Origin of the sequence: Streptomyces sp. NPDC049837 (assembly GCF_040674455.1) — a bacterium.
Taxonomy (GTDB): domain Bacteria; phylum Actinomycetota; class Actinomycetes; order Streptomycetales; family Streptomycetaceae; genus Streptomyces.
The window spans coordinates 477363-500845 of record NZ_JBFAMP010000005.1 but is presented as its reverse complement, the minus strand read 5'-3'; the positions used below and the strand labels follow the sequence as shown (position 1 = coordinate 500845).

Annotated in this window: 24 protein-coding genes and 1 tRNA gene; 10 read left to right on the top strand and 15 right to left on the bottom strand. The window is 72.4% G+C overall.

Annotation, left to right across the window (positions count from 1 at the left end; all coding sequences use genetic code 11):
* Positions 1-100: 100 nt before the first annotated feature.
* A complete protein-coding gene (gene ugpC, locus AB0J57_RS17220) occupies positions 101-1198 on the bottom strand; it encodes a sn-glycerol-3-phosphate ABC transporter ATP-binding protein UgpC (protein WP_366128982.1) in 1098 nt (365 codons plus the stop codon).
* 184 nt (positions 1199-1382) lie between these two features.
* On the opposite strand from ugpC, the gene AB0J57_RS17215 reads away from it, so the two are divergent.
* Positions 1383-1459, top strand: a tRNA-Thr gene (locus AB0J57_RS17215).
* A gap of 49 nt (positions 1460-1508) precedes the next feature.
* Here AB0J57_RS17215 and AB0J57_RS17210 read toward each other — a convergent pair.
* The gene (locus AB0J57_RS17210) at positions 1509-2900 is read right to left on the bottom strand and encodes an FAD-dependent oxidoreductase (RefSeq protein ID WP_366128981.1); all 1392 of its coding nucleotides are present in this window, start codon (positions 2898-2900) and stop codon (positions 1509-1511) included.
* Positions 2901-2959: 59 nt separating this feature from the next.
* Between AB0J57_RS17210 and AB0J57_RS17205 the strand changes: the two genes are divergently transcribed.
* The gene (locus AB0J57_RS17205) at positions 2960-3844 is read left to right on the top strand and encodes an aminoglycoside phosphotransferase family protein (RefSeq protein WP_366128980.1); all 885 of its coding nucleotides are present in this window, start codon (positions 2960-2962) and stop codon (positions 3842-3844) included.
* Positions 3845-3903: 59 nt separating this feature from the next.
* Complete coding sequence (locus tag AB0J57_RS17200) at positions 3904-4374, top strand: GNAT family N-acetyltransferase (protein WP_366128978.1); 471 nt, start codon at positions 3904-3906, stop codon at positions 4372-4374.
* Here the strand turns inward: AB0J57_RS17200 and AB0J57_RS17195 are convergent, their stop codons facing one another.
* The 3 genes from AB0J57_RS17195 to AB0J57_RS17185 all read right to left on the bottom strand — a co-directional run bounded on the left by AB0J57_RS17195 (position 4375) and on the right by AB0J57_RS17185 (position 6995).
* Positions 4375-5295, bottom strand: a complete 921-nt coding sequence (locus AB0J57_RS17195; RefSeq protein ID WP_366128976.1) for a hypothetical protein — start codon at positions 5293-5295, stop codon at positions 4375-4377.
* Positions 5296-5404: 109 nt separating this feature from the next.
* Positions 5405-6403 carry a zinc-binding dehydrogenase gene (locus tag AB0J57_RS17190; RefSeq protein ID WP_366128975.1) on the bottom strand — a complete coding sequence of 333 codons (999 nt, stop codon included), beginning with the start codon at positions 6401-6403 and terminating at the stop codon, positions 5405-5407.
* Between the two features lie 91 nt (positions 6404-6494).
* Complete coding sequence (locus AB0J57_RS17185; RefSeq protein ID WP_366128974.1) at positions 6495-6995, bottom strand: hypothetical protein; 501 nt, start codon at positions 6993-6995, stop codon at positions 6495-6497.
* A gap of 120 nt (positions 6996-7115) precedes the next feature.
* Between AB0J57_RS17185 and AB0J57_RS17180 the strand changes: the two genes are divergently transcribed.
* On the top strand, positions 7116-7742 hold the full coding sequence (locus tag AB0J57_RS17180) for a Uma2 family endonuclease (protein WP_366128973.1): 627 nt from the start codon (positions 7116-7118) through the stop codon (positions 7740-7742).
* 4 nt (positions 7743-7746) lie between these two features.
* Here AB0J57_RS17180 and AB0J57_RS17175 read toward each other — a convergent pair whose 3' ends face one another.
* On the bottom strand, positions 7747-8349 hold the full coding sequence (locus AB0J57_RS17175; protein WP_366128972.1) for a response regulator transcription factor: 603 nt from the start codon (positions 8347-8349) through the stop codon (positions 7747-7749).
* Positions 8346-9500 carry a sensor histidine kinase gene (locus AB0J57_RS17170; protein ID WP_366128971.1) on the bottom strand — a complete coding sequence of 385 codons (1155 nt, stop codon included), beginning with the start codon at positions 9498-9500 and terminating at the stop codon, positions 8346-8348. Before AB0J57_RS17170 ends, AB0J57_RS17175 begins: the two co-directional genes overlap by 4 nt.
* Positions 9501-9578: 78 nt before the next feature.
* Between AB0J57_RS17170 and AB0J57_RS17165 the strand changes: the two genes are divergently transcribed.
* Positions 9579-10151, top strand: a complete 573-nt coding sequence (locus tag AB0J57_RS17165) for a heme-binding protein (RefSeq protein ID WP_366128970.1) — start codon at positions 9579-9581, stop codon at positions 10149-10151.
* A 29-nt stretch (positions 10152-10180) separates the two neighbouring features.
* On the top strand, positions 10181-11560 hold the full coding sequence (locus AB0J57_RS17160; RefSeq protein WP_366128969.1) for a M1 family metallopeptidase: 1380 nt from the start codon (positions 10181-10183) through the stop codon (positions 11558-11560).
* Here the strand turns inward: AB0J57_RS17160 and AB0J57_RS17155 are convergent.
* Both AB0J57_RS17155 and AB0J57_RS17150 read right to left on the bottom strand, forming a co-directional pair.
* Complete coding sequence (locus AB0J57_RS17155) at positions 11541-12056, bottom strand: GNAT family N-acetyltransferase (protein ID WP_366128968.1); 516 nt, start codon at positions 12054-12056, stop codon at positions 11541-11543. The genes AB0J57_RS17160 and AB0J57_RS17155 overlap by 20 nt on opposite strands.
* Positions 12057-12117: 61 nt before the next feature.
* The gene (locus AB0J57_RS17150; RefSeq protein WP_366128967.1) at positions 12118-12693 is read right to left on the bottom strand and encodes a TerD family protein; all 576 of its coding nucleotides are present in this window, start codon (positions 12691-12693) and stop codon (positions 12118-12120) included.
* Between the two features lie 107 nt (positions 12694-12800).
* On the opposite strand from AB0J57_RS17150, the gene arfB reads away from it, so the two are divergent.
* Positions 12801-13238, top strand: coding sequence for an alternative ribosome rescue aminoacyl-tRNA hydrolase ArfB (gene arfB / locus AB0J57_RS17145; protein ID WP_366128966.1), 438 nt, complete (start codon positions 12801-12803; stop codon positions 13236-13238).
* A gap of 165 nt (positions 13239-13403) precedes the next feature.
* Here arfB and AB0J57_RS17140 read toward each other — a convergent pair whose 3' ends face one another.
* On the bottom strand, positions 13404-13958 hold the full coding sequence (locus tag AB0J57_RS17140; protein WP_366128965.1) for a flavin reductase family protein: 555 nt from the start codon (positions 13956-13958) through the stop codon (positions 13404-13406).
* A gap of 317 nt (positions 13959-14275) precedes the next feature.
* Between AB0J57_RS17140 and cdgB the strand changes: the two genes are divergently transcribed.
* Together cdgB and AB0J57_RS17130 are read left to right on the top strand one after the other, a co-directional pair.
* Positions 14276-15961 carry a diguanylate cyclase CdgB gene (gene cdgB, locus AB0J57_RS17135; protein ID WP_366128964.1) on the top strand — a complete coding sequence of 562 codons (1686 nt, stop codon included), beginning with the start codon at positions 14276-14278 and terminating at the stop codon, positions 15959-15961.
* Positions 15962-16026: 65 nt separating this feature from the next.
* The gene (locus AB0J57_RS17130) at positions 16027-16989 is read left to right on the top strand and encodes a CBM35 domain-containing protein (RefSeq protein ID WP_366128963.1); all 963 of its coding nucleotides are present in this window, start codon (positions 16027-16029) and stop codon (positions 16987-16989) included.
* A 34-nt stretch (positions 16990-17023) separates the two neighbouring features.
* Here AB0J57_RS17130 and AB0J57_RS17125 read toward each other — a convergent pair whose 3' ends face one another.
* The 5 genes from AB0J57_RS17125 to AB0J57_RS17105 all read right to left on the bottom strand — a co-directional run bounded on the left by AB0J57_RS17125 (position 17024) and on the right by AB0J57_RS17105 (position 22098).
* Complete coding sequence (locus AB0J57_RS17125; protein WP_366128962.1) at positions 17024-17875, bottom strand: class II fructose-bisphosphate aldolase; 852 nt, start codon at positions 17873-17875, stop codon at positions 17024-17026.
* 15 nt (positions 17876-17890) lie between these two features.
* Positions 17891-18817, bottom strand: a complete 927-nt coding sequence (locus tag AB0J57_RS17120) for a 1-phosphofructokinase family hexose kinase (protein ID WP_366128960.1) — start codon at positions 18815-18817, stop codon at positions 17891-17893.
* A gap of 117 nt (positions 18818-18934) precedes the next feature.
* On the bottom strand, positions 18935-20140 hold the full coding sequence (gene nagA / locus AB0J57_RS17115) for an N-acetylglucosamine-6-phosphate deacetylase (RefSeq protein WP_366128959.1): 1206 nt from the start codon (positions 20138-20140) through the stop codon (positions 18935-18937).
* Entirely contained in the window at positions 20140-21075 is a 936-nt protein-coding gene (locus tag AB0J57_RS17110) for an ROK family protein (RefSeq protein ID WP_366128957.1), read from the bottom strand. Before AB0J57_RS17110 ends, nagA begins: the two co-directional genes overlap by 1 nt.
* A 111-nt stretch (positions 21076-21186) precedes the next feature.
* Positions 21187-22098, bottom strand: coding sequence for an SIS domain-containing protein (locus tag AB0J57_RS17105; protein ID WP_366128956.1), 912 nt, complete (start codon positions 22096-22098; stop codon positions 21187-21189).
* A 125-nt stretch (positions 22099-22223) separates the two neighbouring features.
* Between AB0J57_RS17105 and AB0J57_RS17100 the strand changes: the two genes are divergently transcribed.
* Positions 22224-23477 carry an extracellular solute-binding protein gene (locus AB0J57_RS17100; protein ID WP_366128955.1) on the top strand — a complete coding sequence of 418 codons (1254 nt, stop codon included), beginning with the start codon at positions 22224-22226 and terminating at the stop codon, positions 23475-23477.
* The last annotated feature ends 6 nt before the right edge of the window (positions 23478-23483 follow it).

Here is a 23483-nt window from a genome sequence, read left to right as displayed (position 1 = left end):
CGTGTGCCGGGGTATTTGTCGACATCCGGGCGGCCTCCGGCCCCGGGTACGCGGACGGCCCCGCACCGAAGTGCGGAGCCGCGTACGCGTATTACCGGCGTCAGTCGCTGAGGCGCTCACCCGTGGAGGTCGAGAACACGTGGATCTCGTCGGGGCGCGGTACGACGTGCAGCACGGAGCCCTTCTCCGGGATGGAGCGGCCACCGACGCGGACCACCAGGTCCTTGTCCTCGCCGCCGACGCGGGCGGAGCCGTACACGTACCCGTCGGCGCCCAGCTCCTCGACGACGTTGACCGAGACGGCCAGGCCCTGGTCGCTCTCGGCGCCCGCGACGTCGAAGTGCTCGGGGCGGACGCCGACCGTCACGGTCGTGTCGCCCTTGCCGGACGCGGCGGACAGCGCCTCGCGCGACACCGGCACGACGCTGTTGCCGAACTTGACGCCACCGTCGGTGATCGGGACCTCGACCAGGTTCATGGCGGGGGAGCCGATGAAGCCGGCGACGAAGAGGTTGGCCGGGCGGTCGTACATGTTGCGCGGCGTGTCCACCTGCTGGAGCAGGCCGTCCTTGAGCACCGCGACCCGGTCACCCATGGTGAGGGCCTCGACCTGGTCGTGCGTGACGTACACGGTGGTGATGCCGAGCCGGCGCTGGAGCGACGCGATCTGCGTACGCGTCGACACGCGCAGCTTGGCGTCGAGGTTCGACAGCGGCTCGTCCATCAGGAACACCTGCGGCTCACGCACGATGGCACGGCCCATCGCGACACGCTGCCGCTGACCGCCGGAGAGCGCCTTCGGCTTGCGGTCCAGGTACTCGGTGAGGTCGAGGATCTTCGCCGCCTCCTCGACCTTCTTGCGGATCTCCGCCTTGTTCACGCCGGCGATCTTGAGCGCGAAGCCCATGTTGTCGGCGACGGTCATGTGCGGGTACAGCGCGTAGTTCTGGAACACCATGGCGATGTCCCGGTCCTTCGGCGGCAGGTGGGTGACGTCACGGTCACCGATCCGGATGGCGCCGCCGTTGACGTCCTCCAGACCGGCGAGCATGCGCAGGGAGGTCGACTTGCCGCAGCCGGACGGGCCGACGAGGACGAGGAACTCTCCGTCGGCGATCTCGATGTCGAGCTGGTCGACGGCGGGCTTGGTGCCACCCGGGTAGATCCGGGTCGCTTTGTCGAACGTGACAGAAGCCATGGTGATGCGGTCCCTTCACCGGCAGGAACGTGCCGGACGATCCGAGTAAAGGAATGGAAGTGGTCTGGTCCACGCGAGTGAACCTGGGGTGACGCTACCTGGCGGGGCGGGCTCTGTCAGCAGTCGGCGGGCGGCGAAATTTTCGACCGGAGGCGGGCGGGGTCCGGTTACACTCGTGCGCAGTGCCTCCTTAGCTCAGTTGGCCAGAGCACCGCTCTTGTAAAGCGGGGGTCGTCGGTTCGAACCCGACAGGGGGCTCCACGCACAAGGCCCCGGACGATCCGTCCGGGGCCTTTACGCGTGTCCGGGGTCAGTGGCGGCCGCAGACGCGGTCGGCGAGGGCGGCGAGGCGGTCGGTGGTGGGGGTGTGGGTGGTGGCTTCGCGGCGGTCGGCGGTGCGGTAGGCGGCGTAGAGGGTCTGGACGCCGAGCCAGCGGAGGGGTTCGGGCTCCCATGAGCGGACCTTGTGGTTCACCCAGGGGAGGGTGGTGAGGTCGGTGGGGCCGGACTGGCCGGAGTCCTGCTGGATCAGGTCGCGGAGGGTGCGGGCGGCGAGGTTGGCGGTGGCGACCCCGGAGCCGACGTAGCCGCCGGCCCAGCCGAGGCCGGTGGAGCGGTCGAGGGTGACGGTGGCGCACCAGTCGCGGGGGACGCCGAGGACGCCGGACCAGGCGTGGGCGACGGGGACGCCGGCGAGCTGGGGGAAGAGGCGGATGAGGATCTCGCGGAGGGCGTCGATGGTGGCGGGCTGGGTGCGGCCGTCGTTGTCGGTGCGGGAGCCGTAGCGGTAGGGGATGCCGCGGCCGCCGAGGGCGATGCGGTCGTCGGCGGTGCGCTGGGCGTACATGTAGGCGTGGGCCATGTCGCCGAGGGCTTCGCGGCCGGTCCAGCCGATGTCGTCCCACAGCTCCTGGGGGAGGGGCTCGGTGGCGATCATGGAGGAGTTCATGGGGAGCCAGGTGCGCTTGTGGCCCTTGATGCTCGCGGTGAAGCCCTCGGTGCAGCGGAGGACGTAGGGGGCGCGGACCGTGCCGTACGGGGTGAGGGCGTGCTTCGGCTTGATCTGGGTGACCGGGGTCGACTCGTGGATCGTGACGCCGAGGGCTTCGACGGTGGCGGCGAGGCCCTTGACCAGTTTGACCGGGTGGACGCGGGCGCCGTGCGGGGTCCAGCTCGACCCGACGGCGCCGGTGACGCGGACGCGGGCGGCGGTCTCGCGGGCGCCGTACAGCTCGCGATCGGTCTCGCCGAAGGCCACCTCGACGGAGTGGAACGCCTTGAGGCGGGCCAACTGGGCGGGGCCGTAGGCCACTTCGAGGACGCCGCCCTGGTGGATGTCGGCGTCGATGTTCTCGTCGGACGCGACCTTGACGACTTCGGCGACGGTGTCGTTCATCGCCTGCTGGAGGCGTACGGCGGCCTCGTGGCCGTGCGCCTTGGCGTAGCGGTCGCGGCCGGCGATGCCGTTGTAGAGCCAGCCACCATTGCGGCCGGAAGCACCGTAGCCGCAGAACTTCCCTTCCAGCACGATGATGTTGAGGAAGGGGACGGCCTTCTTCAGGTAGTACGCGGTCCACAGGCCGGTGTAGCCGCCGCCGACGATGCAGACGTCGGCCGTGGTGTCGCCGGGGAGGGGCTCCCGGGGAGCGGGGGCGCCCTCCTGTGCGTACCAGAACGATATGCCGCCGTTGACGGTGCTCATGTGGTTCCTTGGGTCCATCGCCAGTGGGTGGGTGTGGACGTTATCGGATGGGGTGTGGAGTGATCGAGGTTCCGGCGGAGCTGGCGCGGGTCCAGAGCGAGACCAACGGCGAGGAGGGCCGGGCGTTCATCGCGGAGCTGCCCGGGCGGACCGAGCGGTTCCTTCGGGAGTGGGGGCTGCGGCCCACGGGCCCGGCGATGCACGGATGGTCGGCCCTGGTGCTCCCGGTCGTGGCGGGGGACGGCACGCGCGCCGCGCTGAAGCTCCAACTGCTGGACGAGGAGAGCGAGGGGGAGGGCGCCGCGCTGCGGGCGTGGGACGGCGCGGGCGCGGTGCGGCTGCTGAGGGAGGACGCCGGGACGGGGACGCTGCTGCTGGAGTGGCTGGACCAGGGACGGTCGCTGTCGTCGGTGGAGGACCCGAAAGAGGCCACGCGGATCCTGGCGGAGCTGATGGCGCGGCTGGTGGCCGTGGAGGCGCCGGCGGGGATGCGGAGCCTGGGCGACATCGCGGCCGAGATGCTCGACGACGTGCCGGACGCGGTGGCGGAGCTGGAGCGCGAGGAGGACCGGCGGTTGCTGCGGGACTGCGCGGCGGCGGTTCGGGAGGTGGCGGGCGAGCCGGGGGACCGGCTGCTCCACTGGGACCTGCACTTCGACAACGTCCTGGCCTCGGGCCGCGAGCCGTGGCTGGCGATCGACCCGAAGCCGCTGGCGGGGGACCCGGGTTTCGAACTGCTGCCGTCGCTGTTCAACCGGTTCGACGCGGGGGACGTGCTGTGGCGCTTCGATCTGATGACGGAGGTGCTGGGGCTGGACCGGGAGCGGGCGAGGGCGTGGACGCTGGGGCGGGTGTTGCAGGACTCCTTGTGGGACGTGGAGGACGGGGAGACGGTGCTGGAGGGTGAGCGGGTGGTGGTGGGGCGGCTGCTGCTGGGGCGGTAGGGCTGGGGGTGCTGGGGCTGGGGCGGTGGTGCCGGAGCGGTGGTCCTTAGGCTGCGGTCATGATTCGTAGCGCTGTTGTCGATGACGTACCCGCCATTTACGCGATGGTCCGTGAGCTCGCCGAGTACGAGAAGGCCCTGGACGAGGTGCGCGCGAGCGAGGAGCAACTGCGGGAGGCGCTGTTCGGCGAGCGGCCCGCCGCGTTCGCGCACATCGCGGAGACGGAGGAGGGCGAGGTCGCGGGCTTCGCGCTGTGGTTCCTGAACTTCTCGACGTGGCGCGGGGTCCACGGCGTCTACCTGGAGGACCTGTACGTGCGGCCCGAGCTTCGGGGTGGCGGGTACGGCAAGGCGCTGCTGCGGGAGCTGGCGCGGATCTGTGTGGCGCGGGGGTACGAGCGGCTGGAGTGGTCCGTCCTGAACTGGAACACCCCGTCGATCGACTTCTACGAGTCGCTGGGCGCGCGGCCGCAGGACGAGTGGACGGTGTACCGGCTGACCGACGGGGCGCTGGCGGAGCTGGGCTCGTGATCAGGTGGGGGTGCAGGTGACGGTGGGGCCGGTGAGCATCCCGCCGGTGCTCTCCTGGCCCCTGGGCGTCCAGTAACCCAGCTTGGACACGACGGTGGAGCAGGCGGACTTGAGGGTGGCCCGGACGGTGACGGTGGTGGGCCGGCCCGGCTGGAGGTCGGTGAGGGCGCAGTCCAGTGCGTACAGGCTCCGGGTGGTGGAGGGGTAGCGGCCGGGGAGCGGGTTGACGCAGCGGCGGTCGGGCGAGGTGAGTTCGATGCCGGTGGCCTCCTCGCCGATGAGGCCGAGGCGGGCGCTGCCGTCGCCGTGGTCGCTGACGCGGGCGACGGTGTAGGTGAGGGTGGTGGTGACGCCGGGCTTCAGGGTGCGGTGTGCCGGGGTGACGTCGACGCGGTGGGTGGGCTGTGGCTTGGCGTCGGTGAGGGTGACGGTGGCGCGTACCTGTCCGCGCAGGTCGGTTCCGGCGGGGTCGGAGCGTACGTGGACGGTGGCGCCGATGTCGTACGTGCCGGGGCCCGGGTAGTCGGCGCGGCCGGCGAGGGTGCCGGTGGCGGTGGGCGTGGCGGCGGGGCTGCCGTGGCGGTGGGCGGTCCAGGTGCCGGACGTGCGGCAGACGGGGCGGGCCCCGGTGGTGCCCCGGCGGCAGGTGGCGGCGGCCGACACGGTCATGGTGGCGCCGGTGTTGGTGACGCACAGGGCGATGTCGGCGTACTGGCCGTGCGGGCCGCGGAGGGTGCCACCGGGGGCGCAGTGGGTGATGGGGGACGTGGGTGGTGGGGCTTTTTCGGCCGGTGCGGCGGTGGGTGGGGTGGCGTGGGCCGTGGTGACGGTCCACAGGAGGAGCAGGGACAGGGCGCTCAGTGCGTACAGGGCGGTGGGGGGTCTCTTGGCGGCGCGTGGTCGCGTGGTGCGGGTGGTCATCCTTGCCTCCGGCTAGGTGGGCTTGGATGGTGCGGGAGCGGGGTGCCGCCGGGGCCCGCTCCACGCCGGGGACTGCGCCGGTTCCGTTACGCGGGTTCACCCGGCGGGGTCAGGGGACCAGGACCACCTTGCCCATCGTGGCGCGGGTCTCCAGGGCGCGGTGGGCGGCGGCGGCCTCGGCGAGCGGGAAGCGCTGGACGGCGGGGCGGAGGCGGCCGGCGGCTGCTTCGGCGAGGGAGCGGAGCTCCAGGGTGCGTATGTCGCCGCCGGCCTTCTGGAGCATCACCGGTCCGAGCACGGACCGGGAGGTGATGGCCCGTTCGGCGAGCTCCTCGTCGGTGAAGGTGAGGGGTTCGCCGTCGTGCGGGCCCTTGCCCGCCCAGCCGAAGACGAGGTGGTGTCCGCCCTTGCCGAGGAGGCCGACGGCGGTGCGGCCGGTGGCGCCGCCGACGGAGTCGAAGACGACGGTGGCCGTCCTGTCCCCGAGGCGGGCGCGGACCTGGTCCGCCCAGTCGGGGAGCGTGTAGTCGACGGCGAGGTCGGCGCCGTTCGCCCGGACGCGGGCGACCTTCTCGGGGCCGCCGGCGAGGCCGATGACGGTGGCGCCGGCGTTCTTGGCGTACTGGACGAGGAGCGTGCCGATGCCGCCGGCGGCGGCGGTGACCAGGGCGACGCTGCCCGGGCCGAGTTCGGCGAACTGGAGGATGCCCATCGTGGTGCGGCCGGTGCCGATCATTGCGACGGCCTCGGCGTCGTCGAGGGCGGACGGGATCTCGTGGAGTCTGGCGGCGTCGGTGACGGCGAGCTCGGCGTAGCCACCGGGGGTCATGCCGAGGTGGGCGACGACGCGCTTGCCGAGCCAGCCTGGGTCGGTGCCCTCGCCGAGCGCGTCGACCGTGCCCGCGACCTCGCGGCCGGGGACGGTGGGCAGTTCGGCGGGGGCGGGGTACGGGCCGGTCAGGCCCTGGCGCAGCGCGGTGTCCAGCAGGTGCACGCCGGCGGCCGTGACGGCGATCCGGACCTGGCCGGGGGCGGGGGTGGGGTCGGGCGTCTCCTCGTAGGTGAGGTTCTCGGCGGGGCCGAAGGCGTGGAGTCGGACGGCGCGCATGGTGGGCTCTCCTCTGCTGCGGGTACGGCTGGGGTACGGAGAAGAGCCTCCAACCTCAAGCGCGCTTGAGGTCAAGGGGTGTCAGGGGGCGTCAGGGGACGCGGGGGAAGCGGGACTGGAGGGTCCAGATCACCGGGTTGTCCGCGAGCCCCTCGTGCATGTCGGTGAGGTCGGCGATCAGGTCGTGGAGGAAGTCGCGGGCCTCCCGGCGCAGCGCCGCGTGGCTGAACGTGAGCGGGGGCTCCTCGGCCGGCATCCAGTCGGCCTCGACGTCCACCCAGCCGAACCGGCGCTCGAAGAGCATCCGGTCCGTGGACTCGGTGAAGTCCAGCTCGGCGTACTGCGGCCGCGCGGACCGGCTGCCGCGCGGGTCGCGGTCGAGCTGCTCGACGATGTCGCACAGCGCCCACGCGAAGTCGAGCACCGGTACCCATCCCCAGGCTGTGGATACTTCCCGGTCGGCCTTGGTGTCCGCGACGTACACGTCACCGCAGAACAGGTCGTGCCGCAGCGCGTGGACATCCGCGTGCCGGTAATCCGTCTGCGGCGGATCCGGGAAGCGGCGGGAGAGGGAGTAGCCAATGTCGAGCACGTACTCGATGGTGTCACGCCCGGGGCGTGCGCTCGCACGTGCGAGTGAGCGACTTCCGATCGCCCCGCGAGGGGGCGGCCTACGCTGAGAGCGTCGCTCCGTAATCGAAGGAGGTCCACCGTGGCGCTGCCCGTTCCCGAGCACGAGCCGCACGAGCCGGCCGACTACCGGGCCCTGGCCGAGCTGCTCAAGAACCAGGTCCCGGGCCTGTCCGTGGAGGAAGCCTTCGGCATGTTCAGTGCGGTTGCCCCCCGGGGCTGGCGCGTGGAGTTGTTCGAAGGGGAGATCCACGTGACGCCTCCTGCCAATGGAGAGCACGAAGAGATCGTGTCCGAGGTGACCGACCAGGTCGTCCAACGGCGGAAGGAGCACCACATCCGCTCCTACACCGGCATCGGGCTCTTCCTGCCCGGCGCGTCCGTCAGCGGCAAGGTCGAACCGGACATCGTCCTCGCGCCCAAGGGGAGCTTCGCCGATCAGGCCGAGTACCACGACCCCTCCCCCGTGCTGCTCGTCGCCGAGGTCACCTCCCGCTCCACCGCGGGCAACGACCGGGTGAAGAAGATCCGCGGCTACGCCCGCGCGGGCATCCCGGTCTACCTGCTCATCGACCGCGAGGCCGAGCAGGCCGTCGTGTGCACCGAGCCCTCCGGCGAGGATTACGGCACCAAGGTGGCCTACAAGCTGGGCGAGGTGGTTCCCCTTCCCGAGCCGCTCGGCTTCGAACTCGACACCGGGGCGTTCTGACCCGTCACGGCAGCAGGCGCTGTTCCTTGGCGACGGCGACGGCGCCCGCTCTCGTGTCGACGCCCAGCTTGGCGTAGATGCGGCCCAGGTGGGTCTTGACCGTCGCCTCGCTGATGAACAGGGCGCGGGCGATCTCCCGGTTGCCCAGGCCGCGGGCGAGCTGGCCCAGGATGTCGCGCTCGCGGTCGGTGAGGGCCGGGGCACGGTCCCGGGGGACGACGCGGCTCAGCGCCCGACGCCCCTCGGCCGCCGCGTGGATGGCCGCGAACAGCTCCTCGGGGCGCTCGGCCTTCAGGAGGTAGCCGGTGGCGCCCGCGCCGATCGCGCGGGTGACGTCGGCGTCCGTGTCGTACGTGGTGAGGACCAGGACCCGGACCCCCGGAAGGGTGGCGGTGATACGGCGCGTGGCCTCCACGCCGTCGATGCCGGGCCCGAGCTGGAGGTCCATCAGGACGACGTCCGGCCGCAGCTTGGCCGCCGTCGCCACGGCCTCCTCGCCGCTGCCCGCCTCGCCGACGACCTCGATGCCGGGCGCGCTGCCGAGCAGCGCGAGGAGCCCGGCGCGTACGACGGCGTGGTCGTCGCACAGCAGGATGCGTACGGTCACCGGGGGGCCTCCAGGGGGATCGACACGGACAGGACCGTGCCCTCGCCGGGCGCGGACTCGACGGTGAGGGTGCCGCCGAGCTGCTCGGCGCGGGCCCGGATCGCGGGCAGCCCGTGCCCGCGTACACCGTCCCGCGCCACGGACCCGGCCTCGAAGCCGCGCCCGTCGTCGGCGACGTCGAGGACGACCTGGTCGTCCAGGTAGGTGAGGGTCAGCGCGGCGGACGTCGCCCCGGCGTGCTCCCGTACGTTGGCGAGGGCGCCCTGCGCGATCCGCAGCAGGGCCGAAGTCACCCGGTCCGGCAGGTCGACCGGCGGGCCGTCCACCCGGAAACCGACCGGGAACTGCGCCGACTCGCGGGCGGCAAGCCGGCGCAGCGCCTCCTCCAGGCCGCCGCCCCCGGCGAGGTCGGCGGGCGCCAGGTCGTGCACGAACCGGCGGGCCTCGGCCAGGCTGTGCTCGGCGATCGACGCGGCCGTACGGACATGGCGGCGGGCGGCCGCCGGGTCGGTGTCCCAGGTGCGGTCGGCGGCCTGGAGCAGCATCCGCTGGCTGGACAGGCCCTGGGTGAGGCTGTCGTGGATCTCCATCGACAGCCGCTGCCGTTCGGCGAGGACGCCCTCGCGCCGCTCGGTGGCGGCCAGCCGCTCCGCCTGCCGCTGGGCGTGCACGAACACGGCGGTGGCGATGGCCGCGACGGCGGGCGGGGCGACCAGCAGGTTCGGGTCCAGGGCGCCGTCGGCCAGTCTGAGCTGGGCGGTCACGACGAAGACCGTCAGCAGGGCGACCAGCACGAGCGCGGCGCGCGGGCGCAGCGTACGCAGCCCGGTGTAGAACAGCGGGACCGCGCACCAGGCGAAGCTCGGCGCCAGCACCACCAGCACCATCCACACGGCGACGACCGTGCCCAGCCACGGCAGTTCGCGCGGCACGGGCAGCACGTACAGCACCGCCAGCGCCGCCGACAGCGCCACCACCCACGGGCCCAGGTCCAGCCACGGGTGCCGCAGCAGGAATCGGACCAGCGAGGCGCCGAGCAGCGCGAAGAACGCGGCGTGCATCACCCGGGCCAGCCAGCGGGCGTCGGGGTCCTGCTCCACGTCCACCACTCCTCGTACCGGAATCCGGTCCTCACCGGAATCAGGTCCCATCCTCACCCGCGCCCGCCGCCCGGGCATCAACCGATCGGCTGACCCCGGGCCCCCTGTCGTGCCCCCAGCATCGAAGGCATGACGAAGCACTCCACGAAGAAGATGTCGCTGCGCGCCCGCCTCCTGACCGGCACCGTCGCCGCCGCCGCGCTCGGCGCAGGCACCTTCGGCGCCATGTCCGCGAACGCCGCCGAGCCCGCCCAGGCGCCCGCCACGGCTGCCGCCGACGCCGCCCACCCCCGCGACCTGACGCAGTCCACGCACCTGACGATCGACGCCGCCACCCGGGCCGCCCAGGCCGCCCTGGACGCCGCCGAGCAGGAGAACCAGCGCGTCACGGTGGCCGTCGTCGACCGCAACGGCAACACGGTCGTCACCCTGCGCGGCGACGGCGCCGGCCCGCAGTCCTACGAGTCGGCCGTCCGCAAGGCGTTCACCGCCGTGTCGTGGAACGCGCCGACGTCCGAGCTGGTCAAGCGGCTGGAGACCGCCCCGAACCTGAAGGACATCCCCGGCACCCTGTTCCTCGCGGGCGGTGCCCCCGTCGCCGCCAAGGGCGCCCCGATCGCCGGCATCGGCGTGGCCGGTGCGCCCAGCGGCGCCCTGGACGAGAAGTTCGCCCAGGCGGGTGTGGCCGCGCTCACCCGCTGAAGCGGCCGGTCCGCCCATACGATCATGGAGTGGACCTACGCCGCCCCTTGGCTCTCGCCGCCGCCGTTCTCCTCGCCGTCACCTCCACCGGCTGCACCGGCGAGGAGGACGGCGCGCGCGGCAGGCCCGGAGCGGCCGGGCTGAGCGACCCGTACTTCCCGCAGCTCGGCAACGGCGGCTACGACGTACGCCACTACGCCCTGACGCTCGCCTACGAGCCGGGCACCGGCCGCCTCACCGGCACCGCCGACATCACGGCCCGCGCCACTCAGGCCCTCAGCGCCTTCAACCTCGACCTCACCGGGCTCACCGTCCACAGCGCCACCGTGGACGGTGAGCCCGCCGCCGTGCGGCGCGAGGGCGCCGAGGTCACGCTGCGCCCCGGGGCGGACCTGAAGAGCGGCGACACCTTCCGTACCGTCATCCGCTACTCCGGTACGCCCGCCACGATCACCGACGCCGAAGGGGCGCGGGAGGGCTGGCTGAGGACCGCCGACGGGGCGGTCGCGCTGGGCGAACCGACCGGTTCCACGGCCTGGTTCCCCGGCAACCACCACCCGTCCGACAAGGCCGCGTACACGGTCACCGTCACCGTCCCCAAGGGCCTCCAAGCCGTCTCCAACGGCGAACTGACGGGACATCGCACCACCGGCGACCGCACCACCTTCACCTGGCGCTCCGCCGAGCCGATGGCGAGCTACCTCGCGACACTCGCCATCGGCCGGTACGAGACGAAGACCTCCCGTACCCCGTCCGGGATTCCGGTCCACACCGCCGCCCGCGGAAACCCCGCGCTATTGGCCCGTATCCCGGAGCTGCTCGCATGGGCGGCGGAGAACTTCGGCCCGTATCCCTTCTCCTCCACCGGCGCGATCGTCGACCCGGGGCTCGACGTGGGGTACGCGCTGGAGACACAGGGCAGGCCGTTCTTCGGACAGGGCACCTTCGACGCCTCGACGCTCGTCCACGAGCTCGCCCACCAGTGGTACGGCAACTCGGTGTCACCGGAGTCCTGGCGGGACATGTGGCTGAACGAGAGCTTCGCGACGTACGCGGAGTGGCTGTACGCCGAGGACTTCGGGGACAAGCCCGTCCGGAAGAGCTTCGACGAGGCGTTCGCCGACGACGAGAACTGGGCGTTCCCGCCCGCCGAGCCGCCCACGGCCGCCGACATCTCGGGCCCGCCGGTGTACGGCCGGGGCGCGATGGTGCTCCACCGGCTCCGCCGGGCCGTCGGCGACGACGTCTTCTTCCGCATCCTGCGGGGCTGGCCGGCCGAGCACCGGCACGGCAACGCCTCGACGGAGGACTTCATCACCTACGTGGAGAAGGAAGCCGACGCGGACCTGACCGACCTGTGGGACACCTGGCTGTACGGCGAGGACCGCCCTACAGATCCTTCCGCATGACGACGCAGTCACGGCCGAGCCGCGCGTCCGGGCGGCGGTCGATCTCCTCGTACCCCAGTGCCGACCAGAAGGCGATGGCCTTCACGTTGTTCTCCAGCACGGCGAGCTTGATTCCCCGCCGTCCCCTCTCCCGGAACCGCTTCTCGACGATCTCGGCCAGCTCGCGGCCGAAGCCGACGCGGTGGTCCCGGGCGTGCACCATCAGCAGCCCGATCCAGGGGTCGGGGTCGTCGGGGTCGTCCGGGTGATGCGCCCGCGTCACCGAGACACCGATGACGTGCCCGGCCGAACGGGCCAGCAGCACCTCGGTGTCCGGGTGGGACAGCTCCTCGGCGAGCGAGGCGGCGACCTGCTCGGGCCGGATGTCGTCGGGGTCCGGGAAGTCCCCGCTGAGCTGCTGGAACTCCCGGTTGGACGCGTACAGCTCGGTGAGCTCGGTGAGGAGCGGGCCGGGCAGGGCAGCGCCCTCGCCGACCTCCAGCGGTTCGACGATCATGCCGGAAACAGTAGGGCCCCGGCGCGGACTTCGCCGCCGGGGCCACAACCGGTGCCGTCCGTCAGATGTTGACGCCGAAGTCGCGGGCGATGCCCTCCAGGCCGGAGGCGTAGCCCTGGCCGACGGCGCGGAACTTCCACTCGGCGCCGTGGCGGTACAGCTCGCCGAAGACCATGGCGGTCTCGGTGGCGGCGTCCTCGCTCAGGTCGTAGCGGGCGATCTCGGCGCCGCCGGCCTGGTTGACGATGCGGATGTAGGCGTTGCGGACCTGGCCGAAGTTCTGCGAGCGGTTGACCGCGTCGTAGATGGAGACCGGGAAGACGATCTTCTCCACGTTGGCCGGCAGACCCGCCAGGTTGACGTTGATCTGCTCGTCGTCGCCGCCGCCCTCGCCGGTGCGGTTGTCACCGGTGTGGACGATGGTCTGGTCCGGGGTGGACTTGTTGTTGAAGAAGACGAAGTGGGCGTCGGAGGCGACCTTGCCCGCCCCGTCCACGCCGATCGCGGAGGCGTCGAGGTCGAAGTCGGTGCCGGTGGTGGTACGGACGTCCCAGCCGAGGCCCACAGTGACGGCGGTCAGACCCGGCGCCTCCTTGGTCAGCGAGACGTTGCCGCCCTTGGACAGGCTTACAGCCATGGAAATGCCCTTTCGTCGTCCGTACGTCGTACGGGATAACGCGCCGCACGGCGGAGTGGTTCCGTGAACGCAAAACGGGGTGACGTGACCGTGGTCCGACAGGGACCATGGGGGGCATGTCCGGTCCCTATGTCATCCGTGGTTCGGTCTGCCTGCCGGAGGCCGAGTTGATGTGGCGTTTCTCCAGGTCGTCCGGGCCGGGCGGGCAGCACGTCAACACCAGCGACTCCCAGGTGGAGCTGCGCTTCGACCTGGCGGGCACGGAGGCGCTGCCACCGGTCTGGAAGGAACGCGCGCTGGAGCGGCTGGCCTCGCGGCTGGTCGGCGGGGTGCTCACCGTGCGGGCGTCCGAGCACCGCTCGCAGTGGCGCAACCGCGAGACGGCGGCGGTGCGCCTCGCGTCCCTGCTCGCCGAGGCGACGGCCCCGCCGCCGAAGCCGCGCCGCCCGACGAAGATCCCGCGCGGCATCAACGAACGCCGCCTGCGGCAGAAGAAGCAGCGCTCCGAGACGAAGCGGGGCCGGTCGTCCCGCGACTGGACGTAGTACGACCCGCGCCCGGGGTCACCGGGGCCGGGCGCCGCCCCTGTCCCGCCGGGCGCCGCCCCCGTCCCGTTGTGCCCACCTCCCCCCAAGCTCTCTCGGCTTCGCTCGAGCAGGGGGACCCCCATCGCCCTGCGGGACGACTGCCCACAACGGGAGGGACCGCCGTCAGGACAGGTGCCGGTAATTGCCGCGGAAGTAGGTGAGGGGGCCGGAGCTGTCGGCTGGGGGGAAGCCGACCGACAGGACGCGGGCGATGACCAGGGTGTGGTCGCCCGCCGTCACGCGCTGTTCCGTGCGGCACTCCAGGGTCGCCAGCGCCCCGTTCACCAGCAGCGCGCCGGTCGCCTCGCCCCGGGTGGTGGGGATGTCCGCGAACAGCAGCCGGTCGCTGACGCGGCCCTTCATCGCGAACCGGCCCGCGATCTGCCGCTGCCCCTCGGCGAGGATCGACACGCCCCACAGCGGCTGCTCCGCGAGCAGGTCGTCCATGCGGGAGCCCTCGCGGAGGCTCACCAGCACCAGCGGCGGGTCCAGTGACACCGACAGGAAGGCCGTCGCCGTCATGCCGACGTCCTCGCCCCGTGGGCCCTCGTCGGGGTCGTGGGCCGTCACCAGCACCACACCGGCGGCCAGCCGGGACATCGCGGCACGGAACTCGTCGTTGCTCACCCCCTCAGGATGAGGGACGGCGAGGGCGGGAGGCTGGGTCGTCGGCAACACACCAGGAACGCTAACCTCGCCCCCACCGCTCCCGCATCGGGCCGGAGGACCAGCCCGTGGTCCGTCCCGTGGTCCTAGGACCACGGCCCGGCGGGGCCCATACTGTGCCTTCGCGAGGAGTTCAACGGCCGGTTACCCGCAGTTCGTGTGGCTCCCGCAACCAACATCATCCTTTGTGACTTGAGTCACAGAGCGCAGGTTTTGTTGACCCTGTGTACCTGGGGCACAGCTCGCTGTGATTCAGTGGCGTGGACAGTGCAACACGAGCGCCGATGAGAACCCTGGAGTTGCTGTCGAGGTCTCGGGGAGAGCGAGCAATGGAGACCGAGTCGGAGCCGTACGTCCGTCTTGCGACCCTGCGGCAACTACATCAGGTCGTCGCCAACCTCAACACGGCCCGCAGTCTGGCCGACACGCTGCAGACCGTCGCCGACGGCGTCACCGCCGGTCTCGGCTACGAGCTGGCCTGTGTGAACCTCGTCCGCCCCGACGGTGACCTGGTTGTCGCCGCCTTCTCCGGCAGCCCCGCCGCCGAGGCCCTCATCACCGGCCGGGTCGGCTCCCGCGCCTCCTGGGAACGGCGCCTGAGCATGGGCGAGGCGTGGGGCGAGCTCCGCTTCATCCCGCACACCGAGGGCTGGGTCCTGATAGAGGACGACGTGCCCCAGTGGCACACCGACGGACCCGAGCCCCGCTTCGAGGACGAGTGGCACCCCCGCGACCGCCTCTACGCCCCCATGTACGCCTCCGGCAGCGGCCGTGAGCTCCTGGGCGTCATCTCCGTGGACCGGCCGCGCAACGGCCGCCGCCCCGGCCCCTGGGGCCAGGAGGCGCTCCAGATGTACGCCTCCCAGGCCGCCATCGCGATCAGCAACGCCCGGTTGCGGGCCAACATGCAGCGGGCCCTGGTCCGCCTGGAGCGCGAGCAGCAGGCGCTGCGCGCCAGTGAAGAGTCGTTCCGCCAGGCCTTCGAGTACGCGCCCTCCGGCATGGCGATCGCCGAGATGGGCGGCGATCAGCACGGCCGGCTGCTCCGCGCCAACGACGCGCTGTGCCGGCTGCTCGGCCGCCCCTCCTCCGTGATGCGCCGGTACTCCTTCGCCGACCTGGTCCACCCCGAGGACATCGGCACCCTGCTGCGCACCTCCGCCGAGGGCGGCCGTGCCGAGCTGCGCCTCGCCCGCCGGGACGGCACCTATGTGTGGGTGTCCCTGCGCAACTCGGTGGTCGCCGACACCGCCGACGGGCCGCGCTTCCTGCTCACCCACGTCGAGGACATCGAGGAGCGCAAGCGCCACGAGCTCCAGCTCGCGCACCGCGCCTCGCACGACGCGCTGACCGGCCTGCCCAACAGCGCCGAGCTGCGCGCCCGGCTCAGCTCCCGGCTGTGCTCCCGCCCGCACGCGGTGCGCGCGACGGCGGCCGGGACGCACGCGGTCGACAGCGGCGTCGACAGCTACGACAGCAGCTACGACAGCGGTGAGTACGAGTACGGCGAGCACGCCTACCGGGGGGACGGCTTCGACTTCGGCGACGGCGCGGACGGCGGCGCGTACGACCACCATGTGCACGCCGTCGCGCCCGACAGCGAGGTCGACGACGGGACAAAGGGCCTCGCGGTCCTCTTCTGCGACCTGGACGGCTTCAAGTCGATCAACGACCGGTTCGGGCACCACACCGGTGACGCCGTGCTCATCGAGGTGGCCCGCCGCCTGACCGCCGGGGTGCGGGACGGGGACACCGTGGCCCGGCTCGGCGGTGACGAGTTCGTCGTCCTCGCCGACGGGCTCGGCGCGGCCGACGCCGCCGACCTGGCCGTACGCCTCCGCAACGCGATCATCCCGCCGATCCGGGTGGACGGGCGCGCGGTGCGGGTGGGGGCCAGTTTCGGGATCGGCTGGGCGGAGTGCGGAATGTCCGTCGAAGAGGTCCTGAACTCCGCTGACCAGCGCATGTACATCGAGAAGCGCTCCCGCTCGAAGGTTCACCGCCGGGCGGGGTAGACCGTTCGGGGTAGGCTCGCCCGGGTCGGTGACCGCTGGCGAGCAGGGATGAGGAGTGACCAGGGATGGCTGCCGGTAACAACGGCAACGGCGCGGGCACGCCCGAGGACGACGATCCGTTCGGCTACCTGTACGCGGACGGGCAGGCGTCGGGCGCGCAGGCGCCGCGGCAGGGCGGCTACGGCTACCCGGGTCCGGCCGCTCAGCCGGGGGTGCCGAGGACGTCGTACAACCAGGTCAGGGCGGTCGGCGAGCGCCAGTACGGCGGTGCCCAGGTGCCGCCGCAGCAGCAGTACCAGCAGCAGTACGCCCAGCCGAGCCCCCAGTACGCGGCCCCGGAGACCTACCCGGGCGGCGACCGGACCCGGCCGGTGCCCCAGGCCCAGCCCCCGCGTGGCGGCGGCCGCAGCGGCGGCCCCAACACCAAGGGCCTGCTGGTCGGCGCGCTCGCGGTCGTCGCGGTCGTGGTGACCGGAATCACGGTCGCCGTCATGACGAACAACGGCTCCGACGACAAGGGCACCGACGCGGGCGGCAGCCAGTCCGCGCCGCCCACCTCGGTCCAGGAGTCCCCCACCGCCAAGCCCTCCGAGCCCACGGGCGAGCCCGTCGAGCTCCCCAAGCAGGACGCGGCGACGCTCCAGCTCGGCCCGCCCGCGATGCTCGCCAAGGACGTGAAGGGCGCCGAGGGCGCCGACGGTGCCTACGTCACCGGCTTCAACGCCGTGGGCGCCTCCGTCACGTGGAAGGCGGACGTCCCGGAGGAGGGCGACTACAAGCTGTACGTGCGCTACGCCATTCCGGCGAAGGACGCCAACGCGACCCTGACCGTCAACGGCAAGCCCAACTCCAACCCGCTCGGCCTGAAGAACTTCATCGGCTCCTCGGACCCGAACCTGGAGAAGAACTGGCAGACCACCTGGGCGCCGGTCACCCTCAAGAAGGGTGAGAACGAGCTGAAGATCTCCTGCGAGCAGGGCAATCAGTGCGACGCCCTGCTCGACTGGCTGGAGGTCCGGCCCAACTGACGCGCCGCCCCGGGGTGCTCAGGGCCGGTCGCCGTCAGGGACCCGTCACCGTCAGGAAGTGCGCCACCGTCGCGGTCATCGCCTCGCGCGCCGGGGTGAGGTACTTGCGGGGGTCCACCGTGTCCGGGTCGGTGGCCAGGAAGTCCCGTACCGCGCCGGTGAAGGCAGTGTTCAGGGCCGTACCGATGTTGATCTTGGTCATGCCGGCCGCGATCGCCGCGCGCAGTTCGGCGTCCGGGACGCCCGAGGAGCCGTGCAGGACCAGGGGGACGGGGACGGCCGTCTTCAGGGCGGCGATCAGGGTGTGGTCCAGGGCCGCCGTGCGTTCGGTCATCGCGTGCGTGGAGCCGACCGCGACGGCCAGCGCGTCGACGCCGGTGTCGGCGACGTACGCGGCGGCCTCCGACGGGTCCGTGCGGACGCCCGGGGCGTGGGCGTCCAGCGGAGGTTCGCCGTCCTTGCCGCCCACCCGGCCCAGCTCCGCCTCGACCCAGATGCCCCGCTCGTGGCCCCACCGCACCGCCTCGGCGGTCGCCTTGACGTTGTCGCCGTAGGACAGCTTCGACGCGTCGAACATCACGGAGCTGAAGCCCTCGGTGTGTGCGGCCCGCAGCAGCTCCGGGGTGACCACGTGGTCCAGGTGCAGGCCGAGCGGCGCGGTGGACGCGCGGGCGACGGCGGCCGCGGCGGCGGCGATCGCGGACAGGTCGCCGCCGTGGAACTTCACCGCGTTCTCGGAGATCTGGAGGATCGCGGGCCGCCCCACCCGTTCGGCCCCCGCCGCGATGGCCTCCGCGTGCTCCAGCGTGATGACGTTGAACGCGGCGACGGCGCCGGCCGCGGACCGGGCCCGGGCGATCAGTTCGCCGGTGGGGACGAGGGGCATGTGCGGTACCTCCGTTTATGCGGCCGTGGCGTGCTCCGTCACCGTGACGCGGGACAGCAGTTCCCGGTACGTCGTCATCTCGAACTCGCCCGCCGCCGGTGCCAGGACCGTCGCCGCCGACAGCGCCACCGCCCGCGCCAGCCGCTCCGGCCACGCCGCGCCCTCGACCAGGCCGGCCAGCAGGCCCGCCACCGCCGAGTCGCCCGCGCCGGTCGGGTTGCCCTTCACCGCCGCCGGAGGGGCCGCCTGCCAGGTGCCGTCCGGGGTGACCGCGAGGAGCCCCTCCGGACCGAGCGAGGCCACCACGGCGTGGGCGCCCCGGCGGCGGGCATCGCGCGTCGCGCGCAGCGGCTCGCGGGCGCCGGTGAGCCTGGCCAGCTCCTCCGCGTTGGGCTTGACCAGGTCGGGGCGGGCGGCGATGCCCCGGCGCAGCGGCTCGCCGCTGGTGTCCAGCAGGACCGGCACGGACGCGGCCCGGGCGCGGCGCACCAGCTCGGCGTACGCGCCGACGTGGATGCCGGGCGGCAGGCTGCCGCACAGGGCGACGGCGTCGGCGTCCCGTACCAGCTCCTCGTACGTGGCGAGGAAGGCCGACCACTCGGCGGGCGTGAGGGTCGGGCCGGGTTCGTTGAGCTGTGTGGTGTCGCCGGTCGACGCGTCCACGACGGCCACGGTACGGCGCGTGGTGCCGGCGACCGGGACGAGCGCGTCGCGCACGGGCAGCGGGGCGAGCAGGCCGCGCAGCACGTCGCCGGTGGGGCCGCCCGCGAAGCCGGTGACCACGGTGTCGTGGCCGAGGGCGGCGAGGACGCGGGCGACGTTGACGCCCTTGCCGCCGGGGCGTTCGGCGACGTCGGTGACGCGGTGCGAGGCGTGGGGGGTGAGGGCGTCGACCTTGTAGGTGATGTCGAGCGCGGTGTTGAGCGTGACCGTCAGGATCACCCGTAACACCCCCGAGTAGTACGTGCTCGCTTCAGCTTTTGGGGCCTGATCATGCCAAACCGAAGGCGGTTGGCCCAGACCCCTGGCCCAACCGCCTTGCAGTAATTCGATCAAAAATCAGCCCAGTTGGGGCTCAACCACCCATTCGCCCTTACGCATGACACCCACCAGGGTGAATGTGTCGTCAAGGACGACCAGATCGGCGTCCTTGCCGGGCTCCAGGGAGCCGACCTTGTCGTACACACCGAGCAACTTCGCCGGGTTGGCGGAAACCGCGCGCACGATCGACTCGACCGGCAGCCGGTCGATGGTCGCGGCCCGCCGGAACGCGGTGTCGAGGGTGAGCGTGGACCCCGCGATCGAGCCGCCCTCCACCAGTCGGGCGACGCCCTCGCGGACCTCCACCTCCAGCGGGCCCAGGTGGTAGATGCCGTCACCGAAGCCCGCCGCGTCCATGGCGTCCGTGATGAACGCGACGCGTTCCGGGCCCGCGTGATGGAACGCCAGCTCCAGGGCGGCCGGGTGCAGGTGCGTACCGTCGTTGATCAGCTCGACGGTGACCCGCTCGTCCTCCAGCAGCGCGGCGATCGGGCCGGGTGCGCGGTGGCCGAGGGCGGGCATCGCGTTGTAGAGGTGCGTGGCGACGGTGGCGCCCGCGTCGATCGCCTCGATCGTCTGCTCGTACGTGGCGTCCGTGTGCCCGACCGCGGCGATGACCCCGTGCTCGGCCAGCAGGCGTACGGAGTCGATGCCGCCGGGCAGTTCGGTGGCCAGGGTGACCATCTTGGCGTGGCCGCGCGCCGCGTCGATCAGCTTGCGCACCTCGGCCGGGTCCGGGTCGCGCAGCAGCGCCTCGCTGTGCGCGCCCTTGCGGCACGGCGAGATGAACGGCCCCTCGAAGTGGATGCCCGCGATGTCGCCCTGCTCGGCCAGCTCGGACAGCTCCCCGGCGCGGTGCGCGAGGAAGGCCGTCTCGCCGGTCACGGTGGAGGCGACGGTCGTGGTCGTGCCGTGGAGGCGGTGGGTGCGGACGCCGTGGAGGACCTCGTCCACGGTGCCGGACGTGAAGGACGCGCCGCCGCCGCCGTGGTTGTGCATGTCGACGAACCCGGGCACGAGCCAGTGGCCGGTGAGGTCGAGCACGGGGGCGCCGGCCGGTGCGTGGTCCTCGGCTGCTCGGGCGGCCTCCGTGGCGGGGCCTGGCGGGATCACCTCCGCGATACGGCCGCCTTCGACGATCACCCGCCCGTGGTCCACGATCCCGGTCGGCAGCACCACGCGGGCGCCGGCGAGAACCTTGCGATCGGCCATCAGATCGGCCATCAGGCGGATACCTCCGAACTGGCGAGTAGGTCCCAGGCGAGGAGGCCCGCGCCCAGGCATCCGGCGGTGTCCCCGAGGGCCGCCGGCACGATGGCGGGCAGCTTCTGGAACGTCACGCGCCCCTCGACGGCCGCCCGGAGGGGTGTGAACAACGTTTCCCCGGCCTCCGCGAGGCCGCCACCGATGATGAGCGTGCGGGGGTCCAGCAGGGTGAGCGCCGTGACCAGCCCGTCGGCGAGCGCGTCGACCGCGTCCCGCCACACCCGTACGGCTCGTTCGTCGCCCGACTCGACGGCCTTGGCGCAGTCCGCCGCGTCCGCCTCCGGGTCGCCGCTCGCCGCCGCCCAGGCCCGCGACACGGCCGAGGCCGAGGCGAGGGTCTCCAGGCAGCCGCGCTGCCCGCAGCCGCACGCGGGGCCGCCCGGACGCACCACGATGTGGCCGATCTCGCCCGCGTACCCGTGCGCGCCCGCCTCGATGGCGCCGCCGATGCCGATGGCGCCCGCGATGCCGGTGCCCAGCGGTACGAACAGGAAACGGTCGGCGCCCCGGCCGGCGCCCACGCGGCCCTCGGCCAGCCCGCCGGTGCGGACGTCGTGCCCGAGGGCGACCGGCAGGCCGCCGAGCCGCTCGGCGAGCAGGGCGCGCAGCGGTACGTCGCGCCATCCGAGGTTGGCCGCGTACACCGCGAGGCCCCGGTCCGGGTCGACGATGCCGGGTACGGCGACCCCGGCGGCGACGGCACCGGTGCCGTACCGCTCGCGGCCGTGCGCGTACAGCTCGGCGGCGAAGCCGAGGATGGACTCCACGACCGCGTCCGGGCCGCGCTCGCGGCCGGTCGCGCGGCGCGCCTCGTACAGCAGGGCCCCGTCGGTTCCGACCAGGGCGGCCTTCATCCCGGTGCCGCCCACATCGAGGGCGATGACGTGTCTCACGGGAGACAGTGTCGCTCGTGAACCCGTGAAAGGTCTAGTCCACTTCCCTGGATTGTTGCTGCTGCATACAAATGGGCTACGAGGGCGACGAGGGCTACGGGGCTGCGGGGGCTACGAGGAGAGGATGACGCTCCGCGTCAGGTTGCGCGGCCGGTCCGGGTCGTGCCCCTCCGCCTCCGCGAGCGCCACCGCCAGCCGCTGCGCGCGGATCAGGTCCGCCATCGGGTCGTCGCTCTCTCGCGCGTGGAGCGTGCCGCCCACCCGCTCCACGTCCGCCGCCAGCCCCTCCGGCACCGCGCCGAACACCCACGCCACCCGCCCCGGGCCGGTGATCGCGATCGGGCCGTGCCGGTACTCCATCGCCGGGTACGCCTCGGTCCACGCCCCCGCCGCCTCGCGCATCTTCAGCCCCGCCTCCAGCGCCAGCCCGTACGTCCAGCCCCGGCCCAGGAACGTCCACTGCTCGGCCCCCAGCACCGCCTCCGGCAGCGGGTCTGCCACGGCCGCCTCCGCGTCCGCCGCCGCCTCGGCGACCGGCTTCAGGCCCGGCACGCCCGGTACGTCCCCCAGCGCGGCCCGCAGGAACGCCAGCGCCGTCGTCGCGAACCGGGTCTGCACGACCGACTCCTCGTCCGCCCAGTCCAGCACCGCGACCGCGTCCGCCGCGTCCATGACCGGCGTCTTCGGGTCGGCCGTCAGCGCCAGCGTGGGCACCCCGCGACCGCGCAGCGCGCCCAGGAGGTCCAACACCTCCGTCGTCGTACCCGAACGGGTGATCGCCACGACCCGGTCGTACGCGCGCGAGGAGGGGAACTCCGAGGACGGGTACGCGTCCGTCTCGCCCTGCCCCGCCGCCTCCCGCAGCGCCGCGTACGCGATGGCCATGAACCACGACGTCCCGCACCCGGTCACGGCGATCCGCTCGCCGGGCTGCGGCAGCCCCTCCCCGAACGACGCGGCCGCCTCGGCGGCCCGGCGCCAGCAGGTGGGCTGGGTGGCGATCTCTGCTGCGGTACGTGACATGGGCGCTGTGCTCCTACTGCTGCGGAGAGAGGTTGTGTTGGCCAAGCGATACCCAGGTGGTGTAGACCTCACCCACGCTGTGGGAAAATCACGGCTCAGGCAGGAATCAAAGGTGGGGAAGAGTTGTGCGACTGATCGCGGCCGTGGCCGCACTGAGCATGGCGGCAACGTTGTCAGGCTGTGGTGCCGGTGACGCCGGCGACGACGTGACCCTCAAGCTGGTGGCCGCCGACTACGGCAGCAACGACAGCAACACCTCCCAGAAGTACTGGGACGGCGTCGCCCGTTCCTTCGAGAAGACGCACCCCGGCATCAAGATCGACGTCGACGTCATGTCCTGGAAGAACGTCGACCGCGAAGTCGCCGAGATGGTCAAGAACGGCCAGGCCCCCGACCTCGCGCAGATCGGCGCGTACGCGGACTACGCCGACGCCGGCCAGCTCTACCGGGTCGACGAACTCCTCCCCATCCCCACCCAGGCCAACTTCCTGCCCCTGCTCAGCCGGGCCGGCCGGGTCGAACGCACCCAGTACGGCATGCCGTTCGCGGCCAGCACCCGGCTCCTCTTCTACAACAAGGGCCTGTTCGACAAGGCCGGCGCCAAGCCGCCGAAGAACTGGGACGACATCCGCGCCGCCGCCGAGAAGCTCAAGGGCGAGGGCGTGAAGTACCCCTTCGCGCTGCCGCTGGGCTCCGAGGAGTCCCAGGCCGAGACCATGATGTGGATGCTGGCCGGTGGCGGCGGGTACCGCGACACCAGCGACATCTCCTACGACATCAACTCCAACGCCAACATCGCCACCTTCACCTGGCTGAAGAACAACCTGGTCAGGCGCGGGCTGACCGGCCCGGTCGCCCCCGGAGACCTCGACCGGCAGGAGGCCTTCGACGCCTTCATCCGCGGTGACGTCGGCATGCTCAACGGCCACCCCACGCTGATGGAGGCCGCCGAGAAGGCCGGCATCCAGGTCGGCAAGGTGCCTCTGCCGAGCCCCGACGGCGAATCCAGGCCGGCGATGGGCGTGGCCGACTGGATGATGGCGTTCAAGCAGAACGACCACCGCAAGCAGATCGGCGAGTTCCTGACGTACGTGTACGAGGACAAGAACGTGCTGGCCTTCTCCGACCAGTACGACATCCTCCCCGTCACCACGACCGCCAGCACCGCGATGCGCGCCGATGCGAAGCACAAGGACCTGTGGCCGTTCCTGGAGGAGCTGCCCACGTCCGAGCTGTACCCGGTGGGTCAGACGTCCTGGGCCAAGGTGAGCGAGAGCGTCAAGAAGAACATCGGCAAGGCCGTCGCGCCGGACGGCGACCCGGACGCGGTGCTGTCGGGGATAGCGCGGGACGCCGAGGACGCGGAAGCGGCCGAGTAACCGCGT

Coding starts and splice junctions, on each gene's coding strand:
- ugpC (WP_366128982.1), bottom strand. CDS start 1,198: ATGGCTTCTGTCACGTTCGACAAAGCGACCCGGATCTACCCGGGTGGC.
- AB0J57_RS17210 (WP_366128981.1), bottom strand. CDS start 2,900: ATGAGCACCGTCAACGGCGGCATATCGTTCTGGTACGCACAGGAGGGC.
- AB0J57_RS17200 (WP_366128978.1), top strand. CDS start 3,904: ATGATTCGTAGCGCTGTTGTCGATGACGTACCCGCCATTTACGCGATG.
- AB0J57_RS17195 (WP_366128976.1), bottom strand. CDS start 5,295: ATGACCACCCGCACCACGCGACCACGCGCCGCCAAGAGACCCCCCACC.
- AB0J57_RS17190 (WP_366128975.1), bottom strand. CDS start 6,403: ATGCGCGCCGTCCGACTCCACGCCTTCGGCCCCGCCGAGAACCTCACC.
- AB0J57_RS17170 (WP_366128971.1), bottom strand. CDS start 9,500: ATGGGACCTGATTCCGGTGAGGACCGGATTCCGGTACGAGGAGTGGTG.
- AB0J57_RS17165 (WP_366128970.1), top strand. CDS start 9,579: ATGACGAAGCACTCCACGAAGAAGATGTCGCTGCGCGCCCGCCTCCTG.
- AB0J57_RS17155 (WP_366128968.1), bottom strand. CDS start 12,056: ATGATCGTCGAACCGCTGGAGGTCGGCGAGGGCGCTGCCCTGCCCGGC.
- AB0J57_RS17150 (WP_366128967.1), bottom strand. CDS start 12,693: ATGGCTGTAAGCCTGTCCAAGGGCGGCAACGTCTCGCTGACCAAGGAG.
- arfB (WP_366128966.1), top strand. CDS start 12,801: ATGGGGGGCATGTCCGGTCCCTATGTCATCCGTGGTTCGGTCTGCCTG.
- cdgB (WP_366128964.1), top strand. CDS start 14,276: ATGGAGACCGAGTCGGAGCCGTACGTCCGTCTTGCGACCCTGCGGCAA.
- AB0J57_RS17130 (WP_366128963.1), top strand. CDS start 16,027: ATGGCTGCCGGTAACAACGGCAACGGCGCGGGCACGCCCGAGGACGAC.
- AB0J57_RS17125 (WP_366128962.1), bottom strand. CDS start 17,875: ATGCCCCTCGTCCCCACCGGCGAACTGATCGCCCGGGCCCGGTCCGCG.
- nagA (WP_366128959.1), bottom strand. CDS start 20,140: ATGGCCGATCTGATGGCCGATCGCAAGGTTCTCGCCGGCGCCCGCGTG.
- AB0J57_RS17105 (WP_366128956.1), bottom strand. CDS start 22,098: ATGTCACGTACCGCAGCAGAGATCGCCACCCAGCCCACCTGCTGGCGC.